This window comes from Stenotrophomonas cyclobalanopsidis, assembly GCF_008710035.1.
In the GTDB taxonomy this organism is placed as follows: Bacteria; Pseudomonadota; Gammaproteobacteria; order Xanthomonadales; family Xanthomonadaceae; genus Stenotrophomonas; species Stenotrophomonas cyclobalanopsidis.
The window spans coordinates 407,325-423,831 of the sequence record NZ_VYKI01000001.1 but is presented as its reverse complement, the minus strand read 5'-3'; the positions used below and the strand labels follow the sequence as shown (position 1 = coordinate 423,831).

Here is a 16,507-nt window from a genome sequence, read left to right as displayed (position 1 = left end):
CGGGCGGGTTGGGCAGGACGCCCAACCCCGGTCTTGCCGTGTGCGCAGGACAGCGCACACGAGCAAGCGGCGACCGAGCTTACATGGACGTACTTGCAGCGCCCCCCAGACAAGCCACCCGCCCGGCCAAGCCCCGTATCACTGCCACCACCGCAGAGGGGGCTCAGCCCGTCGGCCGGGAAACTCAGTACCCCGCCGCCTGCCCATCCTTGCGGCTCTCCGACGCGCCGTAATACACGCCTGTGTCCGGGTCACGCATGATCGCCTGGTAGCCACCATACGGGCCGTCGGCGAACACGATGCGGTGCCCCTTGCGCATCAGCGCGCGCACCGTCTCGTACGGGAAGCCGGTTTCCAGATTCACTTCACCGCCATCGCTCATCGCCGTCGCCTGGCCGGTCGGTTCGGTCGAGCCCTCGTGCTGGATGCGCGGTGCATCACCGGCTTCCTGCAGGTTCATGCCGAAGTCGACCAGATTCATCACGATCTGCGCGTGGCCCTGCGGCTGCATCGCGCCGCCCATCACGCCGAAGCTGGCGTACGGCTTGCCGTCCTTGGTGATGAAGCCCGGGATGATGGTCTGGAACGGGCGCTTGCCCGGTGCGTAGCCATTGGGATGGTTCTTCTGCAGCACGAACATCTCGCCGCGATCCTGCAGGATGAAGCCCAGGCCCGGAGGAGCCATGCCGCTGCCCATGCCGCGGTAGTTGGACTGGATCAGCGACACCATCATGCCGTCGGCGTCGGCCACGGTCATGTAGATCGTGTCGCCCTCCTCCAGCTGCTTGGGCGTACCCGGCTGCACTTCCTTCAGTGCCTTGTCCATCGAGATCAGCGCCCGGCGCTGCGCGGCGTAGTCCTTGGAAATCAGCTTCTGCACCGGGGCCGGCTGGAAGGCCATGTCGGCGTAGAAGCGCGCGCGGTCGGCAAAGGCCAGCTTCTTGGCTTCGACGAACAGGTGCACGTGTTCAGGCGAGCCGAACGGGATCTTCGAGAAATCGTAGCCTTCCAGCACGTTGAGGATCTGCAGCGCGGCGATGCCCTGGCTGTTCGGCGGCAATTCCCACACGTCAAAACCGCGATAGTTGCTGCTGACGGGCTCGACCCACTCGCCGTGGTGGTCGGCCATGTCCTGGTAGCTCAGGTAGCCGCCGTTGGCCTTGAAGTAGTCGCCGATGGTGTGGGCGATGGCGCCCTTGTAGAAGGCATCGCGGCCGCCGTCGGCGATCTGCTGCAGGGTGCTGGCCAGGTTCGGGTTCTTCCACATCTCGCCCTTGCGCGGGGCGTGGCCGTTGATCGTGAACTGTTTCTTGAAGCCGGGGTACTGCGAGAGCTTGGGCACCGAGCGGTCCCAGTAATAGGCGATCACCTCGGCTACCGGATGGCCCTCGCGGGCGTAGCGGATGGCCGGGGCAAGGTTGTCGGCCATCGACTTGCGGCCGAAGCGCTCGTGCAGGGCGAACCAACCATCAACCGCGCCGGGCACCGAGACCGGCAGCGGGCCGGTGGCCGGGATGTCCTTCAAGCCGCGCCGCTGGAACTCGGCCAGGGTCAGCGACTTCGGCGAGCGGCCCGAGCCGTTGTAGCCGTACAGCTTCTGGGTCTTGGGGTCCCAGACGATGGCGAACAGGTCGCCGCCCACGCCGTTGCCGGTCGGCTCCATCAGGCCGAGGGTGGCGTTGGCGGCGATGGCGGCGTCGACCGCCGAACCGCCGGCCTTCATCACGTCCAGCGCGACCTGGGTGGCGAGCGGCTGCGAGGTGGCGGCCATGGCATGCGGGGCGATCACCTCCGAGCGGGTGGCGAAGGTGTGGCCGGTGATGCGGTCGGCGGCGAAGGACAGCGCAGGAATCGCGGCCAGCACGGCAGCGGCCAGCAGGGAACGGGCAAGGCGTCGGGACACGGTCGGGTTCCGGGGAAAGGGTGGTGCCCCGATCTTCGCCGCTGTGGCCTTCACGCGGCATCGGGCAGAGGTCATGGAAGGCGCTGGCAATCCGCCCGGCATGGCCCGGCGCTACCTGCACGAGATCCGGTAGCGCCGGGCCGTGCCCGGCGAGCGCAGCGGTAAAAGCCCCTCATTTCCGCGCAAAAAACACGCTGAAAAGAGTGAATTACGGTTCACCGAAACACTTTCAACCGCAACCATCCTTGTGCCACAAGCGATTGCGCCGGATGCAGGGGAAACCAAAAAAATATCCGTTGCCAGGGTTGACACTGCCGAATCGCACATGTTTCTCTCGATCACATGTTGCACCACACCACGCCACTGCGAACCCACGTTGAAGCCGCCGACACCGGCGCCGCCTCGCTGCGTTCGATTCTCGTGCTCGTACTTATTACCCAGCCAACAGGTGCGGGACGAGCCAGCGTGTAAGCAACAGACACACCCGAACTCGACAAAAACCCGCACCCGCCCCGGTGCGGGTTTTTTCATTTCAAGACCTGGTTTCAGACGCAACCACCATGACCACCGCCCACTGCCAAACCCGGACCTGCCACACCACGAAGCCTCGTGGTGGCTGCGCCCGTGCGATGCGCGGCGCCTCCCCCACCGTTTTCCCCTGACCGGCCGGTACGTCGCTTCGACTGCCGGCCGTCTTTTTTCTTCCCACCGCAAGGAACCTCCCCATGAGCACCAACGATCTGCCCCAGACCAAGATCGCCGTCATCGGCTACGGCAGCCAGGGCCGCGCCCACGCACTGAACCTGCGCGAATCCGGTTTCGACGTGGTGGTAGGCCTGCGCCCGGGCGGCCCGACCGAAGCCAAGGCCCAGGCCGACGGCTTCAACGTGGTGGCCCCGGCTGACGCCGTGAAGTACGCCGACCTGGTCGCCGTGCTGACCCCGGACATGGTGCAGAAGAAGCTGTACAACGAGGTGCTGGCGCCAAACATGAAACAGGGTGCCTGCCTGCTGTTCGCCCACGGCCTGAACGTGCATTACGGCATGATCGAGCCGCGCGCCGACCTGGACGTGGTGCTGGTCGCGCCGAAGGGCCCGGGCGCGCTGGTCCGTCGCGAATACGAAATCGGCCGCGGCGTGCCGTGCATCTGGGCCATCCACCAGGATGTCAGCGGCAAGGCCGAACAGCATGCCAAGGCCTACGCGGCCGGTCTGGGCGGCGCCCGCGCCAACCTGATCCAGACCACCTTCAAGGAAGAAACCGAAACCGATCTGTTCGGTGAGCAGGCAGTGCTGTGCGGCGGCGCCTCGGCGCTGGTGCAGGCCGGCTTCGAGACGCTGGTGGAAGCCGGCTACCAGCCGGAAATCGCCTACTACGAAGTGCTGCACGAACTGAAGCTGATCGTCGACCTGTTCTACGAAGGCGGCATCTCGCGCATGCTGGAATTCGTCTCCGAGACCGCCCAGTACGGCGACTACGTCAGCGGCCCGCGCGTGATCGACGCCGGCACCAAGGAGCGCATGAAGGAAGTGCTGAAGGACATCCAGGACGGCACCTTCACCAAGAACTGGGTGGCCGAGTACGAAGCGGGCCTGCCGAACTACAAGAAGTACAAGCAGGCCGACCTGGAGCACCCGATCGAGAAGGTGGGCAAGGAACTGCGCGCCAAGATGGTCTGGTTGCAAGGACAGGCTGCGTAACCACGCAGCCTCCCCCACCCGCTTTGCAAGGTTCCCCCATGAACTCTCCCACACACCGCAGCGCGCCGCCCAACGGCGCGCGCTGGCTGACCCAGGCGCTGGAGGCCGAGGGCGTCCGTACGCTGTTCGGCTATCCCGGCGGCACCATCATGCCGTTCTACGACGCGCTGGTGGATTCGTCGCTGAAGCACATCCTGGTGCGCCACGAGCAGGGTGCGGCGCTGGCGGCCAATGGCTTCGCCCGCGCCAGCGGCCAGGTCGGCGTCTGCGTGGCCACCTCCGGCCCCGGCGCGTCGAACCTGGTCACCGGCATCGCCGATGCGATGCTGGATTCGGTGCCGATGGTCTGCATCACCGGCCAGGTCGGCACACCGCTGCTGGGTACCGACGCCTTCCAGGAACTGGATGTGTTCGGCCTGACCCTGCCCATCGTCAAGCACAGCTGGCTGGTGCGCAGCGTCGATGACCTGCCGCGCGTGGTCGCCGACGCCTTCCGCATCGCCCGCGAGGGCCGCCCCGGCCCGGTGCTGATCGACCTGCCCAAGGACGTGCAGCTGGCCGATGCCAGCCACCTGCCGGTGCACGTGCCGTCCCGCGTGGAACCGCCGGCGGCCGCCGCCGATGCGGCCATCGCCGAGGCCATCGCTGCACTGGCAGCGGCCGAGAAGCCGGTGATCTACGCCGGTGGTGGCATTGCCCTGGGCGAGGCCGTGCAGGACCTGCGCGACTTCGCCGAGGCCAGCGCCATCCCCACCGTGATGACCCTGCGTGGCCTGGGTGCGCTGCCCCCGCAGCACCCGCAGTCGCTGGGCATGCTGGGCATGCACGGCACCCGCGCCGCGAACATGGCGGTGCAGGAAAGCGACCTGCTGCTGGTGCTGGGTGCGCGCTTCGATGACCGTGCCACCGGCAAGCTGGCCGAGTTCGCTCCGTTCGCCCGCGTGGTCCACATCGACGCCGACGCCTACGAGATCTCCAAGCTGCGCAGCGCCGATGTCGCGGTGCCGGGCAATGTCAGCCATGCCATCCGCGCCCTGCGTGCGGCCTTCCCCTCCCCCCAGGCCCACCAGGACGCATGGCGCAAGCGCTGTGCCCAGCACCGCGACCGCTTCGCCGCCCGCTACGACGCACCGGGCCAGCACATCTACGCCCCGGCGCTGCTGAAGCGGCTGAGCGAAGTGGCGCCGGCCGACACGGTCATCGCCTGCGATGTCGGCCAGCACCAGATGTGGGTGGCCCAGCACTGCCGCTTCAACCACCCGCGCAACCACCTGACCAGTGGCGCGCTGGGCACCATGGGCTTCGGCCTGCCGGCGGCGATGGGCGCGCAGTTCGCCTGCCCCGACCGCACCGTGGTGCTGGTGTCCGGTGATGGCAGCTTCATGATGAACGTGCAGGAGCTGACCACCATCGCGCGTTGCCGGCTGCCGGTGAAGATCGTGCTGCTGGACAACAGTTCGCTGGGCATGGTGCGGCAGTGGCAGGAGCTGTTCTTTTCCGAGCGCTACAGCGAGATCGACCTGTCCGACAACCCCGACTTCGTGGCCCTCGCCAAGGTGTTCGGCATCGCCGCTACCCGCATCGACAACCGCGACGACGTCGAGGGTGGGCTGGCCGCGCTGCTGGCCGAGCCGGGCCCGGCCCTGCTGCACGTGGCCATCGATGCACGCGCCAACGTGTGGCCGCTGGTGCCGCCCAACACCGCCAACAGCACCATGCTGGAAAGCAACCCCGCCCACGCCCGCCAGGAGACCCCCAATGCAATACCGGCTTGACTTGGTGCTGCACCCGGCCGAAGGCGCGCTGCTGCGTGTGATCGGCATGGCCGAACGCCGCGGCTTCGCCCCGCGCGCGATCAGCGGCGCGCCGGTGGCCACCGATGACGGACGCTGGCACCTGCAGCTGGTGGTCGATGGCCAGCGGCCGCCGGAGACCCTGTGCCGGCAGATGGAAAAGATCTACGACTGTGTGTCGGTACAGCTGACGCCCGTGGAAGGAGCTGCATGATGAATACCCGTACCGTAGCGACCACGGTGCCGGCACGGAGGCGTCTTCTTCGTCGCCCGTGCCCGCACCCGGCGCAGTCCGGCAATCCGCTGGTGGCCCATGCCGGCCGCTGATGCCAGCAAGGAAAGCGATGTCGGCGACGTAAGCGTCGCCGACGTACTGGCTGCGCAGGCCCGCCTGCGCCGCTTCCTGCCGCCTACCCCGCTGCACCATGCCGAACGCTTCGGCACCTGGCTGAAGCTGGAAAACCTGCAGCGCACCGGTTCCTACAAGGTGCGCGGCGCATTGAACGCGCTGCTGGCCGGCCGCGAACGCGGCGACACCCGGCCGGTGATCTGCGCTTCGGCCGGCAACCACGCCCAGGGCGTGGCCTGGGCCGCCTACCGTCTGGACGTACCGGCCATCACCGTGATGCCGCATGGCGCGCCGGCGACCAAGATCGCCGGTGTCGCCCACTGGGGCGCCACGGTGCGGCAGCACGGCAACAGCTACGACGAGGCCTTCGCCTTCGCCGTCGAACTGGCGCAGCGCCATGGCTACCGCTTCCTGTCCGCCTTCGACGATGCCGACGTGATCGCCGGCCAGGGCACGGTCGGCATCGAACTGGCGCCGCATGCGCCAGACGTGGTGATCGTGCCGATCGGCGGCGGCGGCCTGGCCTCCGGCGTGGCGCTGGCACTGAAATCGCAGGGCGTGCGCATCATCGGTGCACAGGTCGAGGGCGTCGATTCGATGGCCCGCGCGATCCACGGTGACGTCAACGAGATCGCACCGGTGCCGTCGCTGGCCGACGGCGTGCGGGTGAAGGTGCCCGGCTACCTGACCCGCCGCCTGTGCGCCTCGCTGCTGGACGACGTGGTGATCGTGCGCGAAGCCGAGCTGCGCGAGACCCTGGTCCGCCTGGCGCTGGAAGAACACATCATCGCCGAGGGCGCCGGTGCACTGGCCCTGGCCGCCGGCCGCCGCGTGGCTGGCCGCCGCAAATGCGCGGTGGTGTCCGGCGGCAACATCGATGCCGGCGTGCTGGCCGGCCTGCTGACCGACATCCGTCCCCGGCCGCCGCGCAAACCGCGCCGGCGCCGCACTGAAACCCCGCGCTCGCCCAGCAAGGCCAGCGCCCCCGCCTCCCCCACCTCTTCCCCTTCCAACCTGCAAGCCGCCGCGCCCGCTGTCGAGGAGATTTCCCTGTGACCACCATCGAACGAATTACCACCCCGCGCATCCGCATCTTCGACACCACCCTGCGGGACGGCGAGCAGTCCCCCGGCTGCAGCATGAGCCCGCCGCAGAAGCTGGTGATGGCGCGTGCGCTGGACGAACTGGGCGTGGACGTCATCGAGACCGGCTTCCCGGCCAGCTCGCAGTCCGACCGCGAAGCGATGGCCCTGATCGGCCGTGAGCTGCGCCGCCCGAGCCTGACCCTGGCGGTGCTGTCGCGCTGCCTGCAGGCCGATATCGAAACCTCGGCACGCGCCCTGGAAGCAGCGGCCAGCCCGCGCCTGCACCTGTTCCTGTCGACCAGCCCGCTGCACCGCGAGCACAAGCTGCGCATGACCCGCGAGCAGGTACTGGAGTCGGTACGCAAGCACGTCACCCTGGCCCGCACCTACGTCGACGACGTGGAGTTCTCGGCCGAGGATGCCACCCGCACCGAGCTGGACTACCTGATCGAAGTGTCCCGCGTGGCGATCGCCGCCGGCGCGACCACCGTCAACCTGCCCGACACCGTGGGCTTCACCACGCCGGAAGAAATCCGCGCGATGTTCCAGCAGGTCATCGCCGGCGTGGCCGATGTTCCGAACGCGGCCAACGTGGTCTTCAGCGCGCACTGCCACAACGACCTGGGCCTGGCCGTGGCCAACTCGCTGGCCGCCGTCGAAGGTGGCGCGCGCCAGGTCGAGTGCACCATCAACGGCATCGGCGAACGCGCCGGCAACTGCTCGCTGGAAGAAATCGCCATGGTGCTGAAGGTGCGCCAGGCCTTCTACGAGCAGGACACTGCGATCAACACCCCGCGCATCGTCGGCACCTCGCAGCTGCTGCAGCGCTTGGTCGGCATGCCGGTCCAGCGCAACAAGGCCATCGTCGGCGCCAATGCGTTCGCCCATGAATCGGGCATTCACCAGCACGGCATGCTGCGCCACCGCGGCACCTACGAAATCATGCGTCCGGAAGACGTGGGCTGGGAAGATTCGCAGATGGTGCTGGGCCGCCACAGCGGCCGCGCCGCGGTCGAATCTCGCCTGCGTGCGCTGGGCTTCTGGCTGGAAGAAGACGAACTGAAGCTGGTCTTCGAACAGTTCAAGGCGATGTGCGAGCAGCAGCGCGTGGTCACCGACGCCGACCTGCAGACCTTGATGCAGGGCGGCGGCGACAACCAAGGCTACCGCCTGGCCTCGATGACCATCAGCGACGTCGGCAGCCGCGCCAATGCGCTGGTCGAACTGTCCGATCCGGAAGGCAAGCGCGTGGCCGAAACCGCGCAGGGCGATGGCCCGGTCGATGCCCTGTTCGGCGCACTCTCCTCGGCCACCGGCGTGCAGCTGCAGCTGGACAGCTACCAGGTGCACAGCGTCGGCATCGGTGCCGACGCGCGCGGCGAGGCCAATCTGAGCGTGCGCCACGAAGGCGTGGAGTACGACGGCACCGGCACCAGCAAGGACATCATCGAAGCCTCCGCGCTGGCCTGGCTGGACGTGGCCAACCGCCTGCTGCGCCAGCGCCAGGCCGCCGCCAGCAACACCGAAACCCCGACCGCCGCCACCGCCTGAGGAAACTGACATGAGCGCCTTCGACACCGCCACCATGGCCGCCGGCCAGCAGTGGAACGCCCAAGACTATGCGATCGATGCCGGCTTCGTGCCGCTGCTCGGCGGTGCGGTGTCGCGCCTGCTCGACCCGCGCACCGGTGAACGCATCCTCGACCTGGGCTGTGGCGATGGCGTACTCAGCACCGAACTGGCACTGAGCGGCGCACGCATCCACGGCGTGGACGCCTCGCCGGAACTCGTCAATGCCGCCCGCGCGCGCGGCGTCGATGCGCAGGTGATGGATGGCCACGCGCTGACCTTCAACGCCGAGTTCGATGCGGTGTTCAGCAATGCCGCGCTGCACTGGATGGGCAACCCGGACCGCGTGCTGGAGGGCGTGCGCCGTGCGCTGCGACCCGGTGGCCGTTTCGTCGCCGAGTTCGGCGGCCATGGCAACGTGGCCACGATCATCGCCGCGGTGCAGGCCGCACGCGTGGCCCATGGCCACGGCGCCAGCGCGTTCCAGTGGTACTTCCCCACCGCCGATGCCTACGCCGACCGCCTGCGCCAGCATGGCTTCCAGGTGCAGCTGATCGAAACCACGCCGCGCCCCACCGCGCTGCCGACCGGCGTAGCCGGCTGGCTGCGGGTGTTCGCCGCGCCGCTGCTGGACGATCTGCCAGCGGCCGCCCGCGCCACCGTGCGCGAGGCCGCCGTGGCCCTGCTGGACGACCTGCCGCGTGACGCAGCCGGCCAGCCGCTGGCCGACTACGTGCGCCTGCGCGTGCTCGCCCGCCGTCGCTGACTTGACCATTCCACTTTCTTTATTGATGTTCGCTCCTTCGTACTTCTGCCAGGCATACGCATGACTTCCGCACCCCGCACCCTGTACGACAAACTGTGGGACGCCCACGTGGTGGTTCCCGAATCCGACAGCGCGCCCGCCGTGCTGTACATCGACCTGCACCTGATCCACGAGGTCACCTCGCCGCAGGCCTTCACCGAGCTGCGTTCGCGCGGCCTGGCGCCGCGCCGCCCGGATCGCACCAAGGCGACGATGGACCACTCCACCCCGACCCTGCCGGCCGGTGCCGACGGCAAGCTGCCCTACGCCAGCGCCGCCTCCGAAGCGCAGGTCGCCACCCTGGCGCGCAACTGCGCCGAGTACGGCATCGAGCTGTTCGACATGGCCTCGGACAACCGCGGCATCGTCCACGTCATCGCCCCGGAGCAGGGCTTCACCCAGCCCGGCATGACCATCGTCTGCGGTGACAGCCACACCTCCACCCACGGTGCATTCGGTTCGCTGGCCTTCGGCATCGGCACCAGCGAAGTCGGCCACGTGCTGGCCACGCAGTGCCTGCTGCAGCGCAAGGCCAGGACCTTTGCCATCACCGTCGACGGCCCGCTGGCGCCGGGCGTCGGTGCCAAGGACGTGGTCCTGCACATCATCGGTGTGATCGGCGTCAACGGTGGCACCGGCCACGTCATCGAGTTCCGTGGCAGCACCATCGAAGCGATGGACATGGAACAGCGCATGACCCTGTGCAACATGTCGATCGAAGCAGGCGCGCGTGCCGGGATGGTCGCCCCTGACAAGGTCACCTTCGACTTCGTGGCCAATACCCCGCGCGGCCCCAAGGGCGCCGACTTCGACGCCGCCGTGGCGCGCTGGCAGCAACTGCGCAGCGATGAAGGCGCACGCTTCGACAGCGAAGTGCGCATCGACGCCGCCGACATCCGCCCGACCCTGACTTGGGGCACGCACCCGGGCACCGCCATCGCCGTGGACGCGCCGATTCCGGCCGCCAACGATGCCGCCGCGCAGAAGGGCCTGGACTACATGCACTTCCAGGCCGGCAAGGCGCTGGCCGGCACCCCGGTCGACGTGGTGTTCGTCGGCTCGTGCACCAATGGCCGCCTGAGCGACATGCGCGAAGTGGCGCAGGTGCTGCGTGGCCGCCACGTCGCCGACGGCGTGCGCATGCTGGTGGTGCCGGGCTCGGAAATCGTCAAGCGCCAGGCCGAGGCCGAAGGCATCCACGAGATCGTGCGTGCCGCCGGTGCCGAATGGCGGGAGCCGGGCTGCTCGATGTGCATCGCCATGAACGGTGACCTGGTCGCCCCCGGCCAGCTGGCGGTGAGCACCAGCAACCGCAACTTCGAGGGCCGCCAGGGCCCCGGTTCGCGCACCCTGCTGGCCTCGCCGATGAGCGCGGCGTGGGCAGCGGTGAAGGGCCAGGTGGCCGACACCCGCGAGCTGTTCGCACAGGAGGTGGCGTGATGGCAGGTTTCCGTACCCTGACCTCGTCCAGCGTGGTGCTGGCGCAGACCAACATCGACACCGACCAGATCATTCCGGCGCGGTTCCTGTCCACCACCGAACGCGCCGGCCTGGGCCGCAATGCATTCAATGACTGGCGCTGGCAGGCCGACGGTTCGCCGGTGGCCGACTTCGCCTTCAACCAGCCGCACAACGCCGGCCGCAGCATCCTGCTCGCGGGCCGCAACTTCGGCTGCGGTTCCTCGCGCGAACATGCGCCGTGGGCGCTGACCGACCTGGGCCTGCGTGCCATCGTCAGCAGCGAGATCGCCGACATCTTCCGCGGTAACTCGCTGAAGAACGGCCTGCTGCCGATCGTGCTGGACGAAGCCGACGTGCAGGCGCTGATGCAGCGCCCGGACGACGAGCTGACCATCGACGTGGCCGCGCGGGAGCTGCGCACCCCCGACGGCCGCGTCTATTCTTTCCCGCTGGATGGCTTCTCGCAGACCTGCCTGCTGGAAGGTGTCGACCAGTTGGGGTATCTGTTGGGCCGTGTCCCTGAAATCGAACGTTACGAGAGTGAGCATGCACGCTGAAATTGTTGTCCTGCCCGGTGATGGCATCGGCCCGGAAGTCGCCGCCGCCGCGGTTGCCGTCCTGAAGGTCGTCGCCGAACGCTTCAACCACAGCTTCACCTTCAGCGAGCACGACATCGGTGGCATCGCCATCGACCGCCATGGCGAGCCGCTGCCGGCCGCCACCCTCACCGCCTGCCAGGCCGCCAACGCGGTGCTGCTGGGCGCCGTGGGTGGCCCGAAGTGGTCCGATCCGAATGCCAAGGTGCGGCCGGAACAGGGCCTGCTCGCGATCCGCAAGGCGCTGGGCCTGTACGCCAACCTGCGCCCGGTGCGCACCCATGAAGCCGCACTGCACGCCTCGCCGATCAAGGCCGAGCTGCTGCAGGGCGTGGACTTCGTGGTGGTGCGCGAGCTGACCGGCGGCATCTACTTCGGCGACAAGACCCGCGACGCCGACAGTGCCAGCGACCTGTGCCGCTATACCGTGGCCGAGATCGAGCGCGTGCTGCGCAGCGCCTTCCGCCTGGCCCAGCAGCGCCGCGGCAAGGTCACCTCGGTGGACAAGGCCAACGTGCTGGAGACCTCGCGCCTGTGGCGTGACGTGGCCGCGCGCATCGGCCGCGAGGAATTCCCGGACGTGGCGCTGGAACACCAGCTGGTCGATTCGATGGCCATGCACCTGCTGGCCAAGCCGCGCGAGTACGACGTGATCGTCACCGAGAACATGTTCGGCGACATCCTCACCGATGAAGCCTCGATGCTGGCCGGTTCACTGGGCCTGTTGCCGTCGGCTTCGCTGGGCGAGCCGGGTGCGGTCGGCATCTACGAACCGATCCATGGTTCGGCACCGGACATTGCCGGCAAGGGCATCGCCAATCCCTACGCGACGATCTTCAGCGCGGCGATGCTGCTGCGCCATTCGCTGGGCCTGGACCCCGAAGCCGCTGCGGTGGAAGCCGCCGTGCACGCGGTGCTGGACGATGGGGTGTTCACCGCCGACCTGGCCGCCAAGGGCCAGGCCGTGAGCACCGCTGCAGCCACCGACGCGGTGCTGGCCAAGCTGCGCTGACCCATCGGGCAACGCCTGTAGAGCCGAGCCATGCCCGTCTCATTCAACAGCCGTCGAGCATGGCTCGACGCTACAGGTAGCGGGCAGCCACGCCATGCATGGCTGCCTTACTTGGTGGTGTACCCACCATTGACCAGAATCGTCTGCCCGGTCATCCACCAGCCATCGGTCACCAGGAAGCGGATCCACGGCACGATATCGGCGATATCGGTCAGGCCGGTGCGGGTGAATGCGGACAGCGCCGCCGCGGTCTTGTGGTACGCCTGCGCGTCGACACTCTCTGCCGGGTAGAAGAACGGCGTGTCCATCGGACCGGGGCCGATCGCGGTCATCGAGATGCCGCGCTCGCCAAACTCCTTCGACGCCGCGCGGGTGAAGTGCTCCACCGGCGCCTTGGTGCCGGCGTAGCTGGAATAGAACGGCGTGTAGGCACCCAGCAGTGAGGTGACCAGGGTGCAGATGCGGCCACCGTCGTTGAAGTGGCGGCCGGCTTCCTTGAGGAAGAAGAACGCCGCCTTGGCGTTGACCGCGCTCATCTCGTCGTACTCCGCAGATCAATCCGGGCCATGCGTGGCGGTAGATCCACGCCCTGCGTGGATGCTTCTGTAGAGTCGAGCCATGCTCGACTCATCCCATCATCGCGCGAAGAGCAGCCGAGCATGGCTCGGCTCTACATAAAGCAGATCCCGCGAGCAGATCAATCCGGGCCATGCGTGGCGGTAGATCCACGCCATGCGTGGATGCTTCTGTAGAGTCGAGCCATGCTCGACTCATCCCATCATCGCGCGAAGAGCAGCCGAGCATGGCTCGGCTCTATATAAAACAGATCCCGCGAACAGATCAATCCGGGCCATGCGTGGCGGTAGATCCACGCCATGCGTGGATGCCTTTGTAGAGTCGAGCCATGCTTGACTCATCCCATCATCGCGCGAAGAGCAGCCGAGCATGGCTCGGCTCTACATAAAGCAGATCCCGCGAGCAGATCAATCCGGGCCATGCGTGGATGCAAGCCGCAGTGCCAACCAAGGTTGGCACCTACCAGAGGCGGTGGCCGTAGAATCCGGGGCGTTATGCCCCGGATTCGTCCGGCTTGACCCGGAACCACGACGCGTACAGCGCCGGCAGGAACACCAGGGTCAGCACGGTGCCGACGATCAGGCCACCCATGATCGAGATCGCCATTGAGCCGTAGAACGCGCTGCGCGACAGCGGGATCATCGCCAGCACGGCGGCGAGCGCGGTCAGCACGATCGGGCGGAAACGCCGTACCGTGGCGTCGATGATCGAATGCCACCGGTCATGCCCCGCATCGATGTCCTGCTGGATCTGGTCGATCAGGATCACCGAGTTGCGCATGATCATGCCGGCCAGCGCGATGGTGCCCAGCAGCGCCACAAAGCCGAACGGCGCCCGGAACAGCAGCAGGAACAGGGTGGCACCGATGATGCCCAGCGGCGCGGTCACCAGCACCATCGCCGCCCGCGAGAAGCTGCGCAGCTGCAGCATCAGCAGGGTCGCCACCACGATCAGGAACAGTGGCATGCCGGCCTTGATCGAATCCTGGCCGCGTGCCGAATCCTCCACCGTGCCGCCGGTTTCCAGCAGGTAACCGCTGGGCAGCTGCGCGCGGATGCCATCCAGCGTCGGCAGGAGCTGCTGCACCACGTCCAGCGGCTGCATGCCATCGCCGATGTCGGCACGCACGGTCACCGTCGGCAGGCGGTTGCGGTGCCAGATGATTCCGTCCTCAAAGCCGTATTCCATCGTCGCCACCTGCGACAGCGTGATGCTGCCGCCGTTGGCGGTGGGCATGGCCAGGCTGGACAACAGCTCCAGCTGGTCACGCTCGTCGGCCGGGCCGCGCAGCAGCATCTCGATCTGGCGGTTGCCTTCGCGGTACACGCTCACCGACTGCCCGGCCAGCGAACTGGCCAGGAACTGGCTGACCTGCGCACTGCTCACGCCCAGCGCGCGCGCACGTTCCTGGTCGATCACCAGGCGCACCACCTTGCTCGGTTCGCTCCAGTCCAGGTTGACGTTGATGACGTGCGGGTTCTCGCGCACCTTGGCCTCGACCTGGCGCGCGATGGCCTGCACCTGCTCGATGTGCTCGCCGGACACGCGCATCTGCACCGGGTAGCCCACCGGCGGGCCGTTTTCCAGGCGGGTCACGCGCATCTGCACATCGGGGAACTGCGGAATGACGTCCTTCATCAGCCAGGTGCGCACGGTTTCGCGGGCGTGGGTGTCCTTGGCCAGCACCACGAACTGGGCGAAGTTGGTCGCCGGCAGCTGCTGGTCCAGCGGCAGATAGAAACGCGGCGAACCGGTGCCCACGTAGGACACGTAGTTGGCGATGTCCCCGCGCCCGTGCAGCAGCTTTTCCAGCTTCTCGGCCTGGGCCTGGGTCGAGCGCAGCGAGGCGCCCTCGGCCAGTTCGATGTCGACCATGAGTTCCGGTCGGGTCGAATCGGGGAAGAACTGCTGCGGCACGAAGCGGAACATCATCAGCGAGAACACGAACAGGCCGATGGTCGCGGCGATCACCCACCAGCGATGGCGCAGGCAGGCATCCAGGAAGCGGCGGAAGCGCTGGTAGAACGGCCGCTGGTACGGGTCGTGGTCATGGCCGTGCTGCGCCGGGGCAATCAGGTTGGCCAGCGCCGGGAAGCGGTCGGCCCACTGCCGGCGCCGGGCCAGCCAGCGCGCGGACAGGCTGCCCGGCTTCGGCGGCTGCGGATTGAACAGGTCCGGCAGCATCTTGTCGCCCAGGTACGGGATGAACAGCACCGCCGCAATCCAGGACACCACCAGCGCGATGGTCACCACCTGGAACAGCGAACGCGTGTACTCACCGGTGCTCGACGCAGCGGTGGCGATCGGCAGGAAGCCGGCCGCGGTGATCAGCGTACCGGTCAGCATCGGGAATGCCGTTGATTCCCAGGCGAAGCTGGCCGCACGCAGGCGGTCGTAGCCCTGCTCCATCTTGGTGGCCATCATCTCCACCGCGATGATCGCATCGTCCACCAGCAGACCCAGCGCCAGCACCAGCGCGCCCAGCGAGATCTTGTGCAGGCCGATGCCGAAGTAGTGCATGACGAAGAAGGTCATCGCCAGGACCAGCGGAATGGTCACGCCCACCACCAGGCCGGTACGCAGGCCCAGCGAGAAGAAGCTGACCAGCAGCACGATCACCACCGCCTCGGTCAGCACCTGCACGAACTCGCCGACGGATTCTTCCACCGCCTGCGGCTGGTCGGAGACCTTGCGCAGCTGCATGCCGGTCGGCAGGGTCTTCTGCAGGCGCTCGAACTCCGCATCCAGGTTCGCACCCAGCTTGAGGATGTCGCCGCCGTCCTTCATCGCCACGGCCAGGCCGATGGCCTCTTCGCCCATGAAGCGCATCTTCGGCGAGGCCGGATCGGCGAAGCCGCGCTTGACCTCGGCGATGTCGCCCAGGTGCACGGTGCGCTCACCGGCACGCACCGGGAACTGGCGGATCGCCTCGATGCTGTCGAACTGGCCGGTCACGCGCAGCTGCACGCGGTCGGTCGGCGTTTCGAAGAAGCTGGTGCCGGCAATCGCGTTCTGGTCGGCCAGCGCCTGCTGCACCTGCTGCATCGACAGGCCCAGCGTGGCCAGGCGGGTGTTGGACAGCTCGATCCACACCTTCTCATCCTGCAGGCCGACCAGGTCGATCTTGCCGACATCGGGCACGCGCTGCAGTTCCAGCTGGATGCGGTCGGCGTAGTCACGCATCACCGCATAGTCGAAGCCCTTGCCGGTGAGCGCGTAGATGTTGCCGTAGGTATCGCCGAACTCATCGTTGTAGAACGGGCCGACGATCTCGCGCGGCAGCGTCGCGCGGATGTCGCCCACGCGCTTGCGCACCTGGTACCAAAGGTCCGGAATCTGCCTGGAACGCAGGCTGTCGCGGGCCATGAAGATCACCTGCGATTCGCCCGGGCGCGAGTAGGAGCGGATGAACTCGTATTCGCCGGTGTTCATCAGCGCCTTCTCGATCGGCTCGGTCACCTGCCGCGATACCTGCTCGGCGGTAGCGCCGGGCCACTGCGTGCGGATCACCATCGCCTTGAAGGTGAACGGCGGATCCTCGGACTGGCCAAGGTGCTTGTACGACCACGCGCCGATCACTGCGAAGGCGAGCATGGCGAACAGCACCAGCGGACGATTGGCCAGCGCCCACTCGGAAAGATTGAAGCGGCGCACCGGC

The 16,507-nt window shown here is 67.7% G+C and carries 11 protein-coding genes and 1 pseudogene; 9 read left to right on the top strand and 3 right to left on the bottom strand.

The window, feature by feature from the left end; genetic code table 11:
* Positions 1 to 184 precede the first annotated feature (184 nt).
* Complete coding sequence (gene ggt / locus FJU31_RS01740; RefSeq protein ID WP_150453238.1) at positions 185 to 1,903, bottom strand: gamma-glutamyltransferase; 1,719 nt, start codon at positions 1,901 to 1,903, stop codon at positions 185 to 187.
* Between the two features lie 725 nt (positions 1,904 to 2,628).
* On the opposite strand from ggt, the gene ilvC reads away from it, so the two are divergent.
* From ilvC to leuB, 9 genes are all read left to right on the top strand, one after another.
* Positions 2,629 to 3,603, top strand: a complete 975-nt coding sequence (ilvC, locus tag FJU31_RS01735) for a ketol-acid reductoisomerase (protein WP_150453237.1) — start codon at positions 2,629 to 2,631, stop codon at positions 3,601 to 3,603.
* Positions 3,604 to 3,641: 38 nt separating this feature from the next.
* A complete protein-coding gene (gene ilvG, locus FJU31_RS01730) occupies positions 3,642 to 5,378 on the top strand; it encodes an acetolactate synthase 2 catalytic subunit (RefSeq protein WP_150453236.1) in 1,737 nt (578 codons plus the stop codon).
* Positions 5,362 to 5,610 (top strand): ACT domain-containing protein, encoded by a 249-nt coding sequence (locus FJU31_RS01725; RefSeq protein ID WP_150453235.1) that lies wholly within the window; start codon positions 5,362 to 5,364, stop codon positions 5,608 to 5,610. Before ilvG ends, FJU31_RS01725 begins: the two co-directional genes overlap by 17 nt.
* 99 nt (positions 5,611 to 5,709) lie before the next feature.
* Positions 5,710 to 6,801 (top strand): threonine dehydratase, encoded by a 1,092-nt coding sequence (locus FJU31_RS01720; protein ID WP_150453234.1) that lies wholly within the window; start codon positions 5,710 to 5,712, stop codon positions 6,799 to 6,801.
* Positions 6,798 to 8,381 (top strand): 2-isopropylmalate synthase, encoded by a 1,584-nt coding sequence (locus FJU31_RS01715; protein WP_150453233.1) that lies wholly within the window; start codon positions 6,798 to 6,800, stop codon positions 8,379 to 8,381. The genes FJU31_RS01720 and FJU31_RS01715 overlap by 4 nt, the downstream gene beginning before the upstream one ends.
* A 10-nt stretch (positions 8,382 to 8,391) precedes the next feature.
* Complete coding sequence (locus tag FJU31_RS01710; protein WP_150453232.1) at positions 8,392 to 9,165, top strand: class I SAM-dependent methyltransferase; 774 nt, start codon at positions 8,392 to 8,394, stop codon at positions 9,163 to 9,165.
* Between the two features lie 60 nt (positions 9,166 to 9,225).
* Positions 9,226 to 10,644, top strand: a complete 1,419-nt coding sequence (gene leuC / locus FJU31_RS01705; RefSeq protein WP_150453231.1) for a 3-isopropylmalate dehydratase large subunit — start codon at positions 9,226 to 9,228, stop codon at positions 10,642 to 10,644.
* Complete coding sequence (gene leuD / locus FJU31_RS01700; protein ID WP_006390726.1) at positions 10,644 to 11,222, top strand: 3-isopropylmalate dehydratase small subunit; 579 nt, start codon at positions 10,644 to 10,646, stop codon at positions 11,220 to 11,222. The genes leuC and leuD overlap by 1 nt, the downstream gene beginning before the upstream one ends.
* The gene (gene leuB / locus FJU31_RS01695) at positions 11,212 to 12,273 is read left to right on the top strand and encodes a 3-isopropylmalate dehydrogenase (RefSeq protein WP_150453230.1); all 1,062 of its coding nucleotides are present in this window, start codon (positions 11,212 to 11,214) and stop codon (positions 12,271 to 12,273) included. The genes leuD and leuB overlap by 11 nt, the downstream gene beginning before the upstream one ends.
* Positions 12,274 to 12,380: 107 nt before the next feature.
* Here the strand turns inward: leuB and FJU31_RS01690 are convergent.
* Positions 12,381 to 12,824 (bottom strand): annotated as a pseudogene (locus FJU31_RS01690) (SDR family oxidoreductase); the annotation flags it as partial.
* A 517-nt stretch (positions 12,825 to 13,341) separates the two neighbouring features.
* Complete coding sequence (locus FJU31_RS01685) at positions 13,342 to 16,503, bottom strand: efflux RND transporter permease subunit (RefSeq protein ID WP_150453229.1); 3,162 nt, start codon at positions 16,501 to 16,503, stop codon at positions 13,342 to 13,344.
* Between the last annotated feature and the right edge of the window lie 4 nt (positions 16,504 to 16,507).

Excerpts from the sequence above, each read along its gene's own strand:
- leuB (WP_150453230.1), top strand. The coding sequence starts at position 11,212 with ATGCACGCTGAAATTGTTGTCCTGCCCGGTGATGGCATCGGCCCGGAA.
- FJU31_RS01710 (WP_150453232.1), top strand. The coding sequence starts at position 8,392 with ATGAGCGCCTTCGACACCGCCACCATGGCCGCCGGCCAGCAGTGGAAC.
- FJU31_RS01725 (WP_150453235.1), top strand. The coding sequence starts at position 5,362 with ATGCAATACCGGCTTGACTTGGTGCTGCACCCGGCCGAAGGCGCGCTG.
- leuD (WP_006390726.1), top strand. The coding sequence starts at position 10,644 with ATGGCAGGTTTCCGTACCCTGACCTCGTCCAGCGTGGTGCTGGCGCAG.
- FJU31_RS01720 (WP_150453234.1), top strand. The coding sequence starts at position 5,710 with ATGCCGGCCGCTGATGCCAGCAAGGAAAGCGATGTCGGCGACGTAAGC.
- ilvC (WP_150453237.1), top strand. The coding sequence starts at position 2,629 with ATGAGCACCAACGATCTGCCCCAGACCAAGATCGCCGTCATCGGCTAC.
- leuC (WP_150453231.1), top strand. The coding sequence starts at position 9,226 with ATGACTTCCGCACCCCGCACCCTGTACGACAAACTGTGGGACGCCCAC.
- ilvG (WP_150453236.1), top strand. The coding sequence starts at position 3,642 with ATGAACTCTCCCACACACCGCAGCGCGCCGCCCAACGGCGCGCGCTGG.